General features: G+C 48.9%; 15 protein-coding genes. 1 reads left to right on the forward strand and 14 read right to left on the reverse strand.

What is annotated here, in order from left to right:
* Positions 1 to 17 precede the first annotated feature (17 nt).
* The 4 genes from FS818_RS24145 to modA form a co-directional block, all read right to left on the reverse strand.
* Positions 18 to 305 (reverse strand): nucleoside-diphosphate sugar epimerase, encoded by a 288-nt coding sequence (locus FS818_RS24145; RefSeq protein ID WP_090919291.1) that lies wholly within the window; start codon positions 303 to 305, stop codon positions 18 to 20.
* Positions 306 to 649: 344 nt separating this feature from the next.
* Complete coding sequence (locus FS818_RS24150; protein WP_090919294.1) at positions 650 to 982, reverse strand: hypothetical protein; 333 nt, start codon at positions 980 to 982, stop codon at positions 650 to 652.
* Between the two features lie 268 nt (positions 983 to 1250).
* Positions 1251 to 1940: a molybdate ABC transporter permease subunit gene (gene modB, locus FS818_RS24155; RefSeq protein ID WP_186331873.1), complete on the reverse strand. Its 690-nt coding sequence runs from the start codon at positions 1938 to 1940 to the stop codon at positions 1251 to 1253.
* Entirely contained in the window at positions 1937 to 2815 is an 879-nt protein-coding gene (gene modA / locus FS818_RS24160) for a molybdate ABC transporter substrate-binding protein (protein ID WP_145335440.1), read from the reverse strand. The genes modB and modA overlap by 4 nt, the downstream gene beginning before the upstream one ends.
* A gap of 306 nt (positions 2816 to 3121) precedes the next feature.
* Here modA and FS818_RS24165 point away from each other — a divergent pair, with 306 nt between their 5' ends.
* On the forward strand, positions 3122 to 4240 hold the full coding sequence (locus FS818_RS24165) for a substrate-binding domain-containing protein (RefSeq protein WP_145335442.1): 1119 nt from the start codon (positions 3122 to 3124) through the stop codon (positions 4238 to 4240).
* Positions 4241 to 5021: 781 nt separating this feature from the next.
* Here the strand turns inward: FS818_RS24165 and FS818_RS24170 are convergent.
* From FS818_RS24170 to cntA, 10 genes are all read right to left on the reverse strand, one after another.
* Positions 5022 to 5363 (reverse strand): DUF3024 domain-containing protein, encoded by a 342-nt coding sequence (locus FS818_RS24170; RefSeq protein WP_186331874.1) that lies wholly within the window; start codon positions 5361 to 5363, stop codon positions 5022 to 5024.
* 38 nt (positions 5364 to 5401) lie between these two features.
* Positions 5402 to 5671 (reverse strand): 30S ribosomal protein S14, encoded by a 270-nt coding sequence (gene rpsN, locus FS818_RS24175; RefSeq protein ID WP_145335446.1) that lies wholly within the window; start codon positions 5669 to 5671, stop codon positions 5402 to 5404.
* A gap of 141 nt (positions 5672 to 5812) precedes the next feature.
* A complete protein-coding gene (locus tag FS818_RS24180) occupies positions 5813 to 7009 on the reverse strand; it encodes a GTP-binding protein (protein WP_145335448.1) in 1197 nt (398 codons plus the stop codon).
* Positions 7010 to 7394: 385 nt separating this feature from the next.
* Positions 7395 to 8627 carry a staphylopine family metallophore export MFS transporter CntE gene (cntE, locus tag FS818_RS24185; RefSeq protein WP_260984823.1) on the reverse strand — a complete coding sequence of 411 codons (1233 nt, stop codon included), beginning with the start codon at positions 8625 to 8627 and terminating at the stop codon, positions 7395 to 7397.
* Between the two features lie 60 nt (positions 8628 to 8687).
* On the reverse strand, positions 8688 to 9887 hold the full coding sequence (cntE, locus tag FS818_RS24190; protein ID WP_145335451.1) for a staphylopine family metallophore export MFS transporter CntE: 1200 nt from the start codon (positions 9885 to 9887) through the stop codon (positions 8688 to 8690).
* Between the two features lie 122 nt (positions 9888 to 10009).
* The gene (locus tag FS818_RS24195; RefSeq protein ID WP_145335454.1) at positions 10010 to 10762 is read right to left on the reverse strand and encodes an ABC transporter ATP-binding protein; all 753 of its coding nucleotides are present in this window, start codon (positions 10760 to 10762) and stop codon (positions 10010 to 10012) included.
* On the reverse strand, positions 10763 to 11572 hold the full coding sequence (gene cntD, locus FS818_RS24200) for a staphylopine uptake ABC transporter ATP-binding protein CntD (RefSeq protein ID WP_145335456.1): 810 nt from the start codon (positions 11570 to 11572) through the stop codon (positions 10763 to 10765).
* Positions 11553 to 12449: a staphylopine uptake ABC transporter permease subunit CntC gene (gene cntC / locus FS818_RS24205; RefSeq protein WP_145335458.1), complete on the reverse strand. Its 897-nt coding sequence runs from the start codon at positions 12447 to 12449 to the stop codon at positions 11553 to 11555. Before cntC ends, cntD begins: the two co-directional genes overlap by 20 nt.
* Positions 12449 to 13381: a nickel/cobalt ABC transporter permease gene (opp1B, locus tag FS818_RS24210; protein ID WP_145335460.1), complete on the reverse strand. Its 933-nt coding sequence runs from the start codon at positions 13379 to 13381 to the stop codon at positions 12449 to 12451. The genes cntC and opp1B overlap by 1 nt, the downstream gene beginning before the upstream one ends.
* A 12-nt stretch (positions 13382 to 13393) precedes the next feature.
* Complete coding sequence (cntA, locus tag FS818_RS24215; protein ID WP_397351811.1) at positions 13394 to 15046, reverse strand: staphylopine-dependent metal ABC transporter substrate-binding lipoprotein; 1653 nt, start codon at positions 15044 to 15046, stop codon at positions 13394 to 13396.
* Positions 15047 to 15142 lie beyond the last annotated feature (96 nt).

Raw genomic sequence — 15142 nt, forward strand, 5'->3', positions numbered from 1 at the left:
TCACCCGCCTTCCGGGCTTATTCTTCCTCTTGTACCGCGATCTCCCGCATAACCTGGGTCAGCGTCTCAGCCACAGCTTCTTCCAGATCAGCAAGCCCTCCCAGGTAGGAGATAATGCTTTTATTAATCTGTCCCGAGCTGTCCAGCAAACCTTCAACCCCATCCAGCTCCGGCTCGTTATCCGGCAAATGGTGGATGATCTCCGACATGCGTACAGCAACCTGGCGTTTGGCATCCAATACCCGTGCAATCTGCTGGTGGGAATGCGCGATATGGTTAATTATTTCATCGATTTTACTCTGCATGGTGCTCCTCCTTTCGGTTAAGGCCTGCTTCACCCATAGAAAAAACCGGCCTATCAGCATTTGCCTGCTACAGCATATGCCGGGCCGGGAGCGTCAGTTACTCCAGCTTGCGCCTATATCGTTAAATTGCATAATTCCCATATCCTATGAATTCCTTGGCCTCGATGCCCTCAAAATACATACTTCAGTCAGGAAAATAACAGCTGCGGAAATGAACCGGGCAAGCTTCTATTCATAAGCAAAAAAGCCACTCTCCCGGACTGCACCGGAGAATGGCTTTGTTCTTGAATTTGGTCATTCATCGTTGTACTTCAAAGTAGTGTTTCAATGTTGTTCACTTCGTGCTATCTGCGACTGGCCCATTTGATTTTACGCGCCACTTCCACTCGCTGTAGTTGCAGAACGCCGACACGTTCTTCAAACTTCTTGCGTTCATCCACAGAATGAGCGGCGTGGATCTGATGACACAGACCTGTTAGTTTGCTGTTGATATAATCGAATCTCATCCATAATTCTTCTTCAGGAGTATGTTGCTGCTCCGGTGCCGTTTGAAATATTTTGAGTTGCTGGATAAGGGACTGGCGCCATTCCTGATCTTGAATTTGGATGGCAAAATGCAAAAGATCCAGATAATCATCGATTTGCAACGATATGTCGCAATCAGGTTTAGTCTTCATCGTCGTCTCTCCTTATTTCAATGCTTGGCTGGAATCAGTTACCTCCTATTTTACAGGAACAAGCCCATGGAAAGCGAGTGCTGAAAGGTAAATTTTCGGGAAAATATTTGTTTTTTTTCGCTCAAAAGGGCTTTACTTTTCCATAATGATCATTTTCATCCCTTTTGAGGACATATGTCATCAGATTCATAATAAAAACCCGCAATCCGAGAATAAATTCTCTTAGCGGGTTTCATCACATTTTTCCCATTTAGAAACGAATTAGAAACTAAAAAGATGCTTTGCTGTCGCGCTGCTGTCTCGTCATAAGTAACATCAGAAAAGAGATGATAACAATCGATATCGTCCAAGCCCAGGCCATCGTCCGATTTCCTGAATCCACAGCGACATAAATGGCCGTTGGCACCGTCTGTGTTTTGCCCGGAATGTTGCCAGCGATCATCAGTGTTGCGCCAAACTCCCCCAGCGCGCGGGCAAAGCCCAAAATAAATGCTGTCATCAATGCTCTACCTGCCAGGGGCAACGTAATATAGCGGAACACCTGCCATTCACCTGCTCCGATAGACCGTCCAGCATCCTCCAGGTCTCGATCCACCCCGTTAAAACCGGATTTCATCGTCTGATACACCAGCGGGAAGGCGACAACGACAGAAGCAATGACCGCAGCCCACCACGAAAAAATGACAGGGGCCGAAAAGATTGCCTCGATCCAGCGTCCGAGCAAACTTCTCCGACCTAGAATAACCAGTAGCAGGAATCCAACCACCGTTGGAGGAAGCACAAGCGGAAGCATCAGAACGGTCTCCAGAAAAATTTTGCCGCGAAATGCAGTTCGTGACATTTTCCAGGCGACAGCTACCCCCACCACAACCGCTATAACGCTGGATAACAGCGCCACCTGAAGGGACAGACGCACCGGGGGCCAGAACACGGACCAGTCGATTGCGTTCATATTCATTTCGGAATCGAAAATCCGTATTTCGCAAAGATATCAAGTACTTCAGGTGTTTGCAGATAAGCATAGAATTGTTCAGCTTCTGAGCGGTGTTTCGTACCTTCGATGATGCCTAGCGGATAATTGGCAGGTGTGTAACTGCTCTTATCTACTTCAAACGCAATCTTTACCTGCTTGGAAGTCAGTGCATCGGTTTTGTACACAAACCCTGCATCCGCATTACCTGTTTCTACATATTGAAGAACCTGTCTTACGTCTTTGCCTTGAACAAGCTTTTTCTCAAGCTGATCCCAAAGCTTCGCATTGGTCAGGGCCTCTTTGGCATAAGTACCTGCAGGTACGCTTTCTGGAATGCCAATGGCTACCGTTTTGATACCATCATTCGTTAAATCCTTCTCACTGGTTACTGCGCTTATCCCATCCGCCGGTACAATAGCTACCAATGAATTTTGAAGCAGGTTCTTCTGGTCGCTTGATTCAATCAGGTTCTCATCAACCAAGGCTTTCATATTTTTCGCAGACGCCGATACAAAAATATCTGCCGGTGCTCCCTGTTCGATCTGCTGCTGTAATGCACCGGACGCACCGAAGTTAAAGCTCAGGCTGATATTGGGATTGGATTGTTCAAAGTTCGTCCGGATCTCCTTCATTGCATCGGTCAGACTTGCTGCAGCGGATATCGTCAGCTCGACTTTTTCCTGTGGCTCTGTCGTTGCTGGCGCTGTATTTTCACCAGATGTAGCTGGTACAGAAGCTGTTTGATTTGTGGAAGACGCTGCATCTTGCTTGTTCGCGTCTGCGTCAGCTCCGCAACCAGCCAGTACAAGCGCCAGTCCCAGCGACATCGTTCCAAGCACATATGTAATTCGTTTGTTCATTCGTTCTCCCCCATATTCCACGTTTAATATTATGTTTAGTTATAACTAGATATAATTGATTATAACTAATTATACACAGAACGTACGAAATAGGAAGGTGAGATTATTCACATTCTACATTCGAGACAATATGTCAGCTTTTTTATGATACGTTCTCAGGTTTATGCGTGTCTTCAAATAATGGTATAGTACAAGAAACGCCATTGTATCGAAGGGAATAAGAATTAGAATATGAGTGGATTACACATATAGGGCTTCAATATAAAATTTTAACGCCTTTATATTATAGAGGGAGGTTCTTCACCAATGACGGAGGAGCAATCCTACACAACCGAAGAAATAGCCAAGCTGCTTAAAATATCCAAACTAACCGTCTATGATTTGATCAAAAAGGGAGACCTTGTCGCCTACCGTGTGGGCAAACAGATGCGCATCGATGCTGCCGATCTGGATGCTTACAAACGCCGTTCCAAGCAACTCCAATCCCCGGCACAGGCACAACAAAATGCATTGCCGGGTACGACAACAACCGAGCAACTTTCAACCGAGGCTGTCCAGAAGCATAATCCAGTTGCTGGCTCATTCGCAGTAACGGATCATGTCGAATCTCAGCATGCGATGACATCTAATCATAGGATAGCGTCCCCTTCTCCAATGATTGCCGCACCTTCATTCGCTAGTTCTACGGCTAGCTACAGTCAGAACATCGCGGGTGCGGCGCGACATCTCGTTATAACGGGGCAAGATGTCAGTCTGGATATTCTGATGCGTCATATGGAGAAGCAATCCCGGGATATTCGTCCACTGCGCTCTTTCATGGGGAGTCTGGATGGGCTAATCTCGATGTATCGGGGGGAGTCCGACCTGGTCAGCACTCATCTGCTCGATGGCGACACCGGGGAGTATAATCTGCCGTATATCCGCAAAATTTTAACAGGCTGGTCCTATGTCGTTGTCAATCTGTTGTCTCGCCCTGCCGGTCTATATGTTCCACGCGGGAATCCCCGTCAATTGAACGACTGGACCGATCTGAACCAATCCGACCTGCGCCTCGCGAATCGGGAAAAAGGATCTGGCGCCAGAGTGTTGCTGGACGAGCAATTACGGCTACACGGGATTTCTGCTGCCGAACTACTCGGATATGAGGTGGAGGAAACAAGTCATATGGGCGTCGCAGCCAAAGTCAGCTCCGGCGAAGCCGATGTAGGTGTCGGTATAGAGAAGGCCGCTCGCCTTGTCGGGCAAGTCGATTTCATTCCGCTCGTGCAGGAGCGCTACGACTTGGTCATGCTGAGAAAACAGGGGAACGAGGCCTGGATTGAATCGGTTTTACACATCCTTCGTTCCCCGGAGTTCAGGCAAGAGCTGCGAGCATTTGAGGGGTATGACGTATCGCGTACGGGTGAAGTGTTATTCGAGGCTTAGCTGTGGGAGAGTGGAGTAGCCTGGAGTAGCCTGGAGTGTGTGCGAGATGAAAGAGAGAAGGACGATGTAAACGGAGGAAAGGGTTAGGAGCGTTGGTGAGGATGGCAGCAGGGTAACAGGTTGTACGGTGTATGGGCTGTTCGGTTTGGTCTAGAGCTGTACGGTGCACGGTTGAACGGTCTACGGGGGTAGGGATCCAGTATATTCCACTCCATCTAATTTTGCTCTTCAGCAGTTTGTTTGCTCTCAACAAATGACTGCTACTCCACCTGCACTTCCTAACGCTAACGATCACCAGAGAGCTTATTTAGCCACATTTCTCAGTTTGAAAATTCTAACGATCACCACAGAGCTTATTCGGCTGAAAATCACCGATTCCCCCACCAAAATCGCTATTTCTAGCAAAATAACGCTTCTACGGATCGTTAGAATTTCAAACCCGCTTTTTTTGGGATGAATAGCGTTCCTGGGGATCGTTAGAATTTTGGACTAGAAAATTTCAGGGGCACGAGCCGGGCCTGCTGCAGCAGTTTCATTCACATACATCACTTATTCGCACCACCCGGCTATTCCACCTACTCTCACACTTCTCTTCCTTCTTCCTTCCTGTTCCAGTGTCTATTCATTATGGTGTTCCATCTCCGTATGTGCAATCTTCCACGATAAAACAAAAAGAGGACCTCAATCGTTGTCACGATTTCGATCCCCGTATAGCAATGCGCGCTTCTCCAGTTATTTCAGTTATTTCAGTTCTACCACCAGATGCATAACAACTATGTTTTTAATCACGTTCGCGCCAAAATACCCCGGATTCGTCTCGTTCCACTTGCTCCAACACATCCTCGAAATCGAAACATGGCACAACCATATCCGCCGGACTCCAGCTGTGCTGATCATCGCTAGCGTATACCTTCCACTGCTCTCCCTCCCAATAAAAGCGAGCAATCGGCATTCGCTCCCACTGATGTCGTTGTCCAGCAGGACGTTCTTCGCTCAGAATCAACTCATGATCCTTCATCTCATAGGTTAACTTCACCATCGTCCGTAGCTCTGCTGGTACTTTCTCATGGACATAACCGTTCATCAAGGATACAATGCGTCGCTGCGTAAACATATCCAACATGGAAGAGACCTCCTTATCAAAAACTCCGCTTATCATGCTTACCAGCTGGACTTGGTAACTCCCGGGATCTGACCTTGATGAGCCAGTTCACGGAATTTGATCCGGGAAACTTTGAATTTGCGCAGATATCCGCGTGGACGGCCAGTGATCTCGCAACGACTTTTCAATCGTGTTGGTGAAGCGTTACGAGGCAACTTTTGCAGCGCCTCATAATCACCTTTTTCCTTCAGTTCACGGCGCAGTTCCGCATACTTTGCCACGATTGCCTGACGTTGTTTCTCACGCACAACCTTTGATTTTTTAGCCATCTTCTACAGCTCCTTTGTTAGATTTTTTAGATGATTCATGAAAAGTATCTCGGCCGACGAACTCCATCAGGTTGTCCTACTCTAAAGCCCAGATCACTTAAGCTCTTACACACTAGCTTTCCTTACACCGTCAAGCCTCTCTTACATAGCCTCTACAGGCCACGGTAACGGATTCTCAAAATGTCCCCAATCCGCCAGCATCTCTTCATCGCTGAGCAGACATTGATCCAGTTCATCCTCAATGATGGAACGCTCCATATCAATGCCGATCATGACCAGTTCTGTTTGGCGGTCGCCCCACTCGGCATCCCATTTTGCAAGCACATCCGGCTCTGTCCGCAAAATCTCTTCCTTGTCCGCTTCCGGCAGCGCGGCAACCCAATGCCCGGCAGGCCCAAACTGAATGGACGGCCCCGCCTGACTCAGACTGGCAGCCACATCTCCTTCAGCGGCAAGCCATACCAGCCCTTTGGCACGTACAACCTCTTCCGGCCAGTAGCTCATGAATTCAGCCAGACGGGAAGGATGAAACGGCTTCCTGCGGCGGTACACAAATGATCCGATACCGTATTCTTCGGTCTCTGGCGTGTGGGACTCTTTTTCCAGCTCCTGAATCCATCCGGCCGACATGCTCACTTTCTCAAAATCAAACCGTCCCGTATTCAAAATCTCCACCGGGTTCACCTGTCCGTTCACCGTACGAATGATTTTGGCACTCGGCTGCAACTTGCGGATAATGCCTTCCAGTTTGTGAAGCTCTGCCTCTTCCACAAGATCACACTTGTTCAGCAGTAGCACATCACAGGTTTCGATCTGATCAATGAGCAGATCCACTACGTCACGAGTATCGTCTTCCCCGGTCGCCTGATTTCGATCCAGCAGGCTCTGCCCTGAGGCATAATCATGCCAGAAACGGTTGGCATCAACGACAGTCACTAGACAATCCAGCTTCGCCAGTCGTGTCAGATCGATGCCTGTCTCTTCATCGGCATATGTAAATGTCTGTGCCACCGGAACAGGTTCGCTGATGCCTGTCGACTCAATCAGGATGTAGTCATACTTGCCTTCGTTTACCAGCTTTTCGATCTCCTGCATCAGATCATCACGAAGAGTGCAGCAGATGCATCCGTTGGACATTTCCACAAGTTTTTCTTCGGTACGGGAGAGTGTTGCCTCCCCTTTCACCATAGCCGCATCAATATTGACCTCACTCATATCGTTCACGATTACAGCGACTTTCAGCCCTTGGCGATTGTGCAGCACATGATTCAGAACCGTTGTTTTGCCTGATCCAAGGTAACCGCTAAGAACGGTCACCGGTATTTGCTTTTGTGTCAATTAGATCTACTCCTTATAGGTACAGTTCACCTTAATCGGTGGATTTCCGAATTTAATAGTAATAATTACGATTAACAACAATGACTATAATCCTGCTTGGCGTCGTTGTCAAATCTTTTTTTCGTATCTCGTGCAAAAAAACAATGAAAAAAGCTTGTGAATCCCCTGCACATTCGCATTCGTGATGCGCTTCGCAGAAGAACCAAAAGCTTTATCTGTAACTCTTTATTTGTAACTATTCATTTGTAATTCTCTAGCTGTATCTCTTCATCTCTAGCTCTTTTTGCATAATCCTATTTCTTGCGACCTGTAATGCCTACTTTACCTTCTCCAATACTTTTATCTAAATCTACACCGTACCTTTGTCTTCCTTCTGCCTTCCAACTCAAGTCACTGGCGCAGTAATAGACTGATTCCCGGCCTCCATCCGCTGTCTGAAAAGTACCACCACGATCAAAGCGGCAACAGAGAGCAATGTACAAACGGTAAACATCACGGAATAAGAGCTGATCTGCACCACAACGCCCATCGCCAGCCCGCCTAGTGAAAAACCGAGATCATACGAGGACATAAATATGCCCATAAGCACGTACCTTGAATCCGCAGGCAATACAAAGGACAAATACGTGGTCAGCGTTGGATACAGTAAAGCCAGCGCAAAACCGCTAAACACCGCAGAAATATACACAAATGGCCCCAGCATATCCATCAAGCTAAGCAGCTGTGTCCCCAGTGCGGCAGATAACATCAGACCTGCCATAAGCCACGTATTCCAGCTACCGTCTGACGGTATTTTTTTACGCAAAATGAATCGGCACAGGATCACCACCAGACCCTGAATCGTCAAAAAGATACCTGCACTCGCTACACCTGTCGATACCATATAGAGCGGAAGAAACGTCGCTGTGGCTCCAAAAACACAGGAGGCAAACAACATGACCACGCTGCTGACGAGCAGGGGTGTACTGCGCCAGATGCCACTGAACGAGCGAAGCATATCCCCCAGCGTATACGTTTTGTTCTGCACCGTGCTCTGTGGTAAATCCACCTTGTACCCAAGCAACAAGGGTAATGCCGCCAGTCCAATCATCAACAGCGTAAACGCAAGCTCACTGGCGTTTTGCCAGATTTGCACAGCCAGAATCGGGATGACTAGCGAAGGCACCATCGTAAACAAGGTGTACATCGCCAGGCCTTGCGCACGATCCTTATCCTCCAGTCTTTCTACAATGCCTGCCTGCATCGTCATTGAAAAAAATGCGGTCGCCACGCCCTGCAATGCCCGTAGCCACAGGTATGTTTCCACCCCGGATACAATAAACAGTAGCAGCGTCCCGGCATGTAACATCAGCAGCCATCGCATAACCCGGAGCGGTCCATACTTGCCCAGCAACTGTGCGGCAAATGGTCGGAGCAGCATGCAGGTGAACATGTAACTGCCCATCATCAGACCAATTTCAGCCTGATTTAACCCGGCCGTTTCACTGCGCAAAGGCAAAATAATCGTCAACGCCGCATTCGCCGCAAAAAACAAAAAAGCCAGTATGTAAAACCCGATAAAGGAAAAAGATACCGGGTCTAATTTTCCACTGGATGTTGTTGTTATAGAAGATTTCAATCGTTCATACCTGCTTTCTCTGACACGTACCCACGTACCCACGTTCCCGTTCCCTGGCCGTCAGCTCATGAAGTTCCGGTTAGTCGCTTTACGCCGTTCATAGGCAAAAACGATCATTACCGCTCCTAGAATAGCACAGATCGTGTACATAAATGAATAGGAAGACATGTCAGCGATTGGCCCCATGACTGCACCACCCAGCGAAATGCCCAAATCAGCCGTCGCAATAAACAAACCCATGAGTACATTGCGGTTCGGCTGAGGCAAAACAAAGGACAGATACGTCGTGAGCGTTGGATACAAAATGGCTTGAGCGATCCCCATCAGAACTGCACCCGAATAAAAGAAGAGCATACCTCCCGTAACGGAAAAACTCACACACTGTGCCGCAACAGCCAGCAACAGCATCGTGGTCATGATAAACGGTGAATGCCACTCCCCGTCCGAAGGAATGCGTTTGCGGAGTGCGATTCGAGCCAGCACCACTGTACCCGCCTGCAACATCAGGTATACGCCAGCATTGCCGCCAGAAACCTGACTTGCATACAGCGGAATAAATGTAGTGACCGCGCCAAATACCACCGATGCACTCAGCATCAGCACACTGCAGCGGAACAATAATGGATTTTTTACCAGCTGTCCGAAGGACTCCCACATACTCACGTTCTGCCCGGATGCATCTGCAGCGGACTGCGGCCCCTCCTTATCTTTCTCCATCTTGGCAGTATAGCCGAAGATCCCGGTACAAACTGCAATCCCGATCAGCACCACTGTAAAATAATCCATGCCTCCGGTCTGCCAAATGGCTAAAGCCAGCACCGGGCCAACAATGCCAGGAATGTAACTGAACAGCGAATAATAAGAAATGCCCTGAGAACGGTCTTTCTCCGGTAGTGCATCAATGATGCCCATCTGTAGCGCCATGGAAAAAAAGGCCGTCGATACCCCTTGCAAAATACGGGCAAGCAGATAACCGCCAAGTCCTGTAAACGTGTAGAGAATCAGCGCAAACCCATTGATAATCAAAATAATTCGTAACACTTTGATCGGCCTGTGCTTTTGAATAATTTTACCTGCCCACGGTCTGAAAAACATCGTTGTAAACATATACGCACCCATAATCAGCCCGATCGTCGTACTGCTCGCACCGAGGAAGGCCCCCTGCAATGGAATAATCACATTCAGAATGGCATTGGCACTGAAGTAGAGCAGCACCAAAATGTATAAACGCAAAAAAGGCCATGACATTGCCCCACTCACAACAAATGTTCCCCCTTACTTATAATGCTCTCCCAACTTGCACACGCAGGCGGCTCCTCCCGCTTCCACTCAAAACACGTCTTTTCCCTTTCAGTCACAACCGTCTCCCCCACTTCTCCACGCTACAATGAAATGAGATGGCTCAACAATTGTTGCGCATAGTCGGACTGCACATGTTTTAACTGATCAACCGAAACCGTTTCTTCAATCTGGCCTTCTCTGAAAAAAACAAACCTGTCGCAAATATAAGCTGCCGCCTGAATGTCGTGCGTAATGAAGACATAACTCATCTTGTACAGGCTTTTCAACGATTTTAGCAACTGCAAAACCTGAATCTGGACCGACACATCCAGCGAGCTGACCGCTTCGTCCAACACAAGGTACTGCGGTTCTGTCGACACCGCTCTCGCGATGCAGACTCGCTGTGCTTCCCCGCCGGACAGCTCATGCGGATACTTAAGACGATAAGATGAGTCCAGTCCAACTTGGGCAAGCAATATATCTACTTTTGCGTTAATCTGCTGTCCTTGTCCTGACGGTTTGAGTGCCTTCATCGGCTCCATAATCGCATCCTGTACCGTAAGAAACGGATTGATCGAGGAGGTATAGTTTTGAAAAACCGCGCTGATGCGGCCCCTCCGCACGCGCCGATCTTTCACATCTTTTCCCTCCAGCCGGACGGCGCCGCGATCCGGGCTTTCCAGTCCCAGCATCAACCGACCCAGTGTGGATTTGCCGCTGCCGCTTTCGCCAATAATGCCGAGGCATTCACCATGCCGGCATTCCAAGGTCACCTTTTTCAACACTTGCTTCCGATGCTTAGAGAACAGTCCTCCCTGGACATATGATTTCTCAATCTGCTCTACCGTTAGCATCTATGATCCCTCCTGCATCAAAGCTTTGAAATGATTGCTCAGTTCCAACCGGGTAGATACGAGATAGCGGGTATACGCATGTGCAGGCTCCTGCAAAACAGACTGCATGCTACCCTGCTCCACAATCTTGCCGTCTTTCATGACCATCACCTCATCCGCGATCTTCTGCACAACCCCGAGATCATGGGAGATAAAAATCATGGAGCACCCCATGCGTTCACGCAACTGAATCAGCTGCTCCAGCACTTCGTACTGGGAGATCGTGTCCAGCGCCGTGGTTGGCTCATCCGCAATAATCAGATCCGGTTCGAGCACAAGAGCGAGCGCAATCATGATTCGTTGCAACATACCGCCAGACAGTTGATGGGGATATTTGTTCAGAATTTCTGTGGGATTTCGGAGCATAACACTCTCCATCGCCTGCTGCATTCTCCGCTCCAGTTCACGGTTATTCCAATGGTAATGCGTCTGCAACGTCTCCCGGATATGTACACCGATTACACAGGAAGGATCGAATGCACTCATACCCTGCTGCAAAATCATACACAGCTGCTTGCCTCTTCGACGCCGCATCTCCTTTTCGGAGAGCTGATTCAGATCTGTGCCCTGAAACAGCATCTTTCCCGATTGGCGCATATTAGGCTTATTCAGCCGCATCAACGCTCTGCATGTGACTGATTTGCCGCTGCCGCTCTCCCCAACAATCGCCATGCAGCTCCCTTGCCGCACCGTAAATGAACTGTCATGAACAATGGCCTGATTGGTATGCGTATCCCACACTTTCAGATGCTCAACCTCGACTATATTCATAGGCCGCCTTTCTCACCTCTCTTTCACGAGATCTATCCCGCTTGCCTGGAGAGGTCATTAATTTCGGGTCCAGTGCCACCTGAAGTGCATCTGATAAAAAGTTAAAAGCCGATACCACCACAACGATCGCAAGCCCCGGTGCAAGCATCAATTCCGGCCTGGAGAACATGACTTCTCTCGCCTCATTCAGCATCATTCCCCACTCTGCATGGGGTGCCTGAATGCCCAGTCCCAGAAAGGAAAGCCCCGACACCTGCAGCATCATGGAACACATCGCGCCACTGGAGATTACCGCGATATCGGCAAAGGTTACCGGAATGATGTGACGTGTAATGATGGTTAGGCTCGGTATACCCGAAGCTTTGGCGAATTTCACATAATCCATGTCCGAGAATTGCATCACGGATGTACGGATGACACGCGCAAACCAGGCCCATTTCATACAGACAAACGCGATCAGAATATTTTCAAGCCCCGCGCCCAAAATACCAACCACCGCCAGCGTCATCACATATCCGGGAAAAGACAGCATAATGTCACAGATTCGCATCAACCACGCATCCACTTTGCCTTTGAAATACCCTGCCACAAATCCCGCCGCCGCACCAATCAGTACCGAGAAACCGAGTGCCGCCAGCACCCATAACACACTCGGACGGATACCGTAGATCATTCTGGATAAGACACATCGACCAAGATGATCATTGCCTAACAGATAGGGCCAGGAAGGTGAGGCATAGCGCAGTTTCATGTTGACGGCTCCGGGGTCGTGAGGGGCAACGAGAGGCGCACAGATCCCCAGAACAAGGGTCACGACAATAACGGCCAGCGAGGTCACGGCAAGTTTGTCACGGCTCAGATTTTTGAATAGTCGCATCAGATTTCCTTTCTTAAACGCGGATTCAGCGCTGCATTGATCATGTCCGAAAGCATGTTAAATAACACAAACGTTACCGCCAAAATAAGCACATACGCCTGAATGATGGGAAAATCCCGACTCAGAATCGACTTTACACTCAGCCGGCCAAGCCCTGGCCATGCAAATACATTTTCAATGACAACGGTACTTCCCAGTACTATCGGAATCGCCATGCAGAAGATCGACACCGCGACTTGTAAGGAGTTACGCAGGATATGCAGCATGACCTTCCGCTCGCTAAGGCCGCTCGCTCGCGCATATAACACATAATCCTCATTCATGTTGCTCAGCATTGCACTGCGTACGGTTCGAAAATAAATGCCCGTATAACTGACCGTGATCACCAGCACAGGCAGAATGTAGCTGCGATAAGAGTCCATGCCACTGGTCGGCAGCAGGTCGAGTTTCACCGAAAAATACCAGATCAGGATGGCCGCAAGCCAATAAGACGGCATCGCTGTCAGGAAAAAGGAAATACCTCTAACCGATTGATCCAGCATCTTCCCTTCTTTCAGGGCGCAGAGAACACCAAGCCCTATGGATAACAGGATGATGAAGACGGAGGATACCAGCGTAAGCTTTAACGTGTTCAGTAACGCCGGCCCGATTAATGACCACACGGACTCACCGGACACGTAAGAATATCCAAAGTCAAACTGCACAACGGCCGCCATCCAGTCCATATAACGAACGAGGAAAGGCTGGTTAAAACCCAGCGCTTCATTCGTTTGAGCGATCAGTTCATCGGTGATCTGCGGTACATCCTGAGCCTGCAGGACTACGACAGCCGGGTCGAGCGGGGAAAGATTGATCAACAGAAAAGTAATCAACGAAATAACGACCAGCAAAGGGATGGTCAGCAGCAGTCGTTTGGCAATATAACTTCCCATATCCCTCCCCCTCTACTCGAATTTCATCTTTTCAAACGGCAATTCATACTGTGTCTGTTTAAAGGTAATGCCTTGCAGACGTTTCGGAGCAACAATGGTGACACGCCCGTTCGTAAGCGGGATGAACACCGCTTCATCATGTACGATGTTTAAAATATCCGCATAAAGTGCTTTTCTCGATTCTCCATGTTGAGATGCAGTTGTTGAGTCATCGTCGGTCGAGCTCATCACCTGATCGATTTTCCGGTACAGTTCATCCGCTTCGGCGATACCGCTTGTCGTATGTTTGTATGCTGAATCCGATGTAAATGCGGCGATGGTGCTCTGCGGGTCATACGCCAGTCCCCAGGTCTGGTTGAACAACAGGTCATATTCCCCCGTCGCTCTTCGGTTCGCAATGGAAGAGGACTCCTCGCCTGTCAGATCCAGTTCCATACCGATCTCTTTCATTGCATACTGGATGAACTCCGCCTGCATTTTCTGAGAGGACGAGTTGCTGTCATAATACAGTTTCATCGCTAAAGGTTGGCCGTTCTTTGTACGCACCGTCTTGCCCTCTGCCAAAGTCCAGCCTGCCTGATCCAGCAGACGTTTGGCGGCTTCCGGATCATACGTTCGAACCTTTAGATCGACATTGGCGTAGTTCACATTCGATGAAAACAACGTACTCGCTACCGTCTGCGTGCCATTGAAAATATCCTTGCTGATCGTCTCCCGATCGATACCGATCCATAATGCTTCCCGCACAGCCTTTTCGTGAACCGGGCTGTTCTGCCTGCTGCTATTCGCCACAATCATGGCCGTGTTCATCGCATCACTTCGCACCACCTGATACTCGCCGGATGCAGCCAGCTGATCCATCGCTTCTACGTCAATGCTGTCTGCCCCGCGGTCATCCGTGAAGACAAAGTTGATCTCCCCTTTTTGCAGTGCCAAATAGGTCGTTTCTCCGGCCGGAAGCACTTTGGCCGTGATTTTCTGAATGGCAGGCACACCGCCCCAGTATTCCGCATTGGCTTCAAAGGTGGCATTTTCTTCGACCTTGTGCCCGATTAACTTGTACGGCCCAGTCCCATGGAAACCGTTCACTCCGTCCCTGGTTCCACCATTTTTGAAATCCTTTGGTGAGATAAAGACATACGGCCTGGTCATGGACAACTCCACGAGCGTCGGATAATAGGCATCGGACAGATCCAACTCCACGGTGTATTCGTCCTTCACTTTGACATCCTTCAGCTTGGTGGAGAGCTTGATCCAGGCATGTTTCTCGGCATTGGCCTGAACCGCTTCGATATTCTGTTTGACCGCTTCGGCGTTAAATGGCTCGCCGTCATGGAACTTCACCCCTTTGCGCAGATGAAAGGTGTACGTTTTGCCGTCATTGGAGATGTCCCATGATTCAGCCAGCAAGGGTTTGATTCCCTCAGCCGTGTTCTCGACCAGAGATTCATACACCATGCCTTGCGCAGGCATCGAGCCTGTGTACAGATGTGGGTTCATATCATTAATATCTTTCGCGGAAGCATAGATAATTTCATTGTTGATCTTACTGACTGATGATGCCGCTTGGCTGTTCTCCTTGGTGGCCTTCTGAGCACAGCCCGATATCATCGCAATGACAGCGACCATTGTTATAATGCGTGTAAAAGTACGCCTTTTTCTCACCATAGTTCCTCCTTGATAAACAAATAAGATTCAAGCAGATCATTGCTTGTTACTGCATGCCACTTCGATTGCAGTACCGTCTTGCGATGTGACTTT

Origin of the sequence: Paenibacillus xylanexedens (genome assembly GCF_007680605.1) — a bacterium.
Lineage (GTDB): Bacteria > Bacillota > Bacilli > Paenibacillales > Paenibacillaceae > Paenibacillus > Paenibacillus xylanexedens_B.

Coding starts and splice junctions, on each gene's coding strand:
- FS818_RS24145 (WP_090919291.1), bottom strand. CDS start 305: ATGCAGAGTAAAATCGATGAAATAATTAACCATATCGCGCATTCCCAC.
- FS818_RS24150 (WP_090919294.1), bottom strand. CDS start 982: ATGAAGACTAAACCTGATTGCGACATATCGTTGCAAATCGATGATTAT.
- modB (WP_186331873.1), bottom strand. CDS start 1,940: ATGAATATGAACGCAATCGACTGGTCCGTGTTCTGGCCCCCGGTGCGT.
- modA (WP_145335440.1), bottom strand. CDS start 2,815: ATGAACAAACGAATTACATATGTGCTTGGAACGATGTCGCTGGGACTG.
- FS818_RS24165 (WP_145335442.1), top strand. CDS start 3,122: ATGACGGAGGAGCAATCCTACACAACCGAAGAAATAGCCAAGCTGCTT.
- FS818_RS24170 (WP_186331874.1), bottom strand. CDS start 5,363: ATGTTGGATATGTTTACGCAGCGACGCATTGTATCCTTGATGAACGGT.
- rpsN (WP_145335446.1), bottom strand. CDS start 5,671: ATGGCTAAAAAATCAAAGGTTGTGCGTGAGAAACAACGTCAGGCAATC.
- FS818_RS24195 (WP_145335454.1), bottom strand. CDS start 10,762: ATGCTAACGGTAGAGCAGATTGAGAAATCATATGTCCAGGGAGGACTG.
- cntD (WP_145335456.1), bottom strand. CDS start 11,572: ATGAATATAGTCGAGGTTGAGCATCTGAAAGTGTGGGATACGCATACC.
- cntC (WP_145335458.1), bottom strand. CDS start 12,449: ATGCGACTATTCAAAAATCTGAGCCGTGACAAACTTGCCGTGACCTCG.
- opp1B (WP_145335460.1), bottom strand. CDS start 13,381: ATGGGAAGTTATATTGCCAAACGACTGCTGCTGACCATCCCTTTGCTG.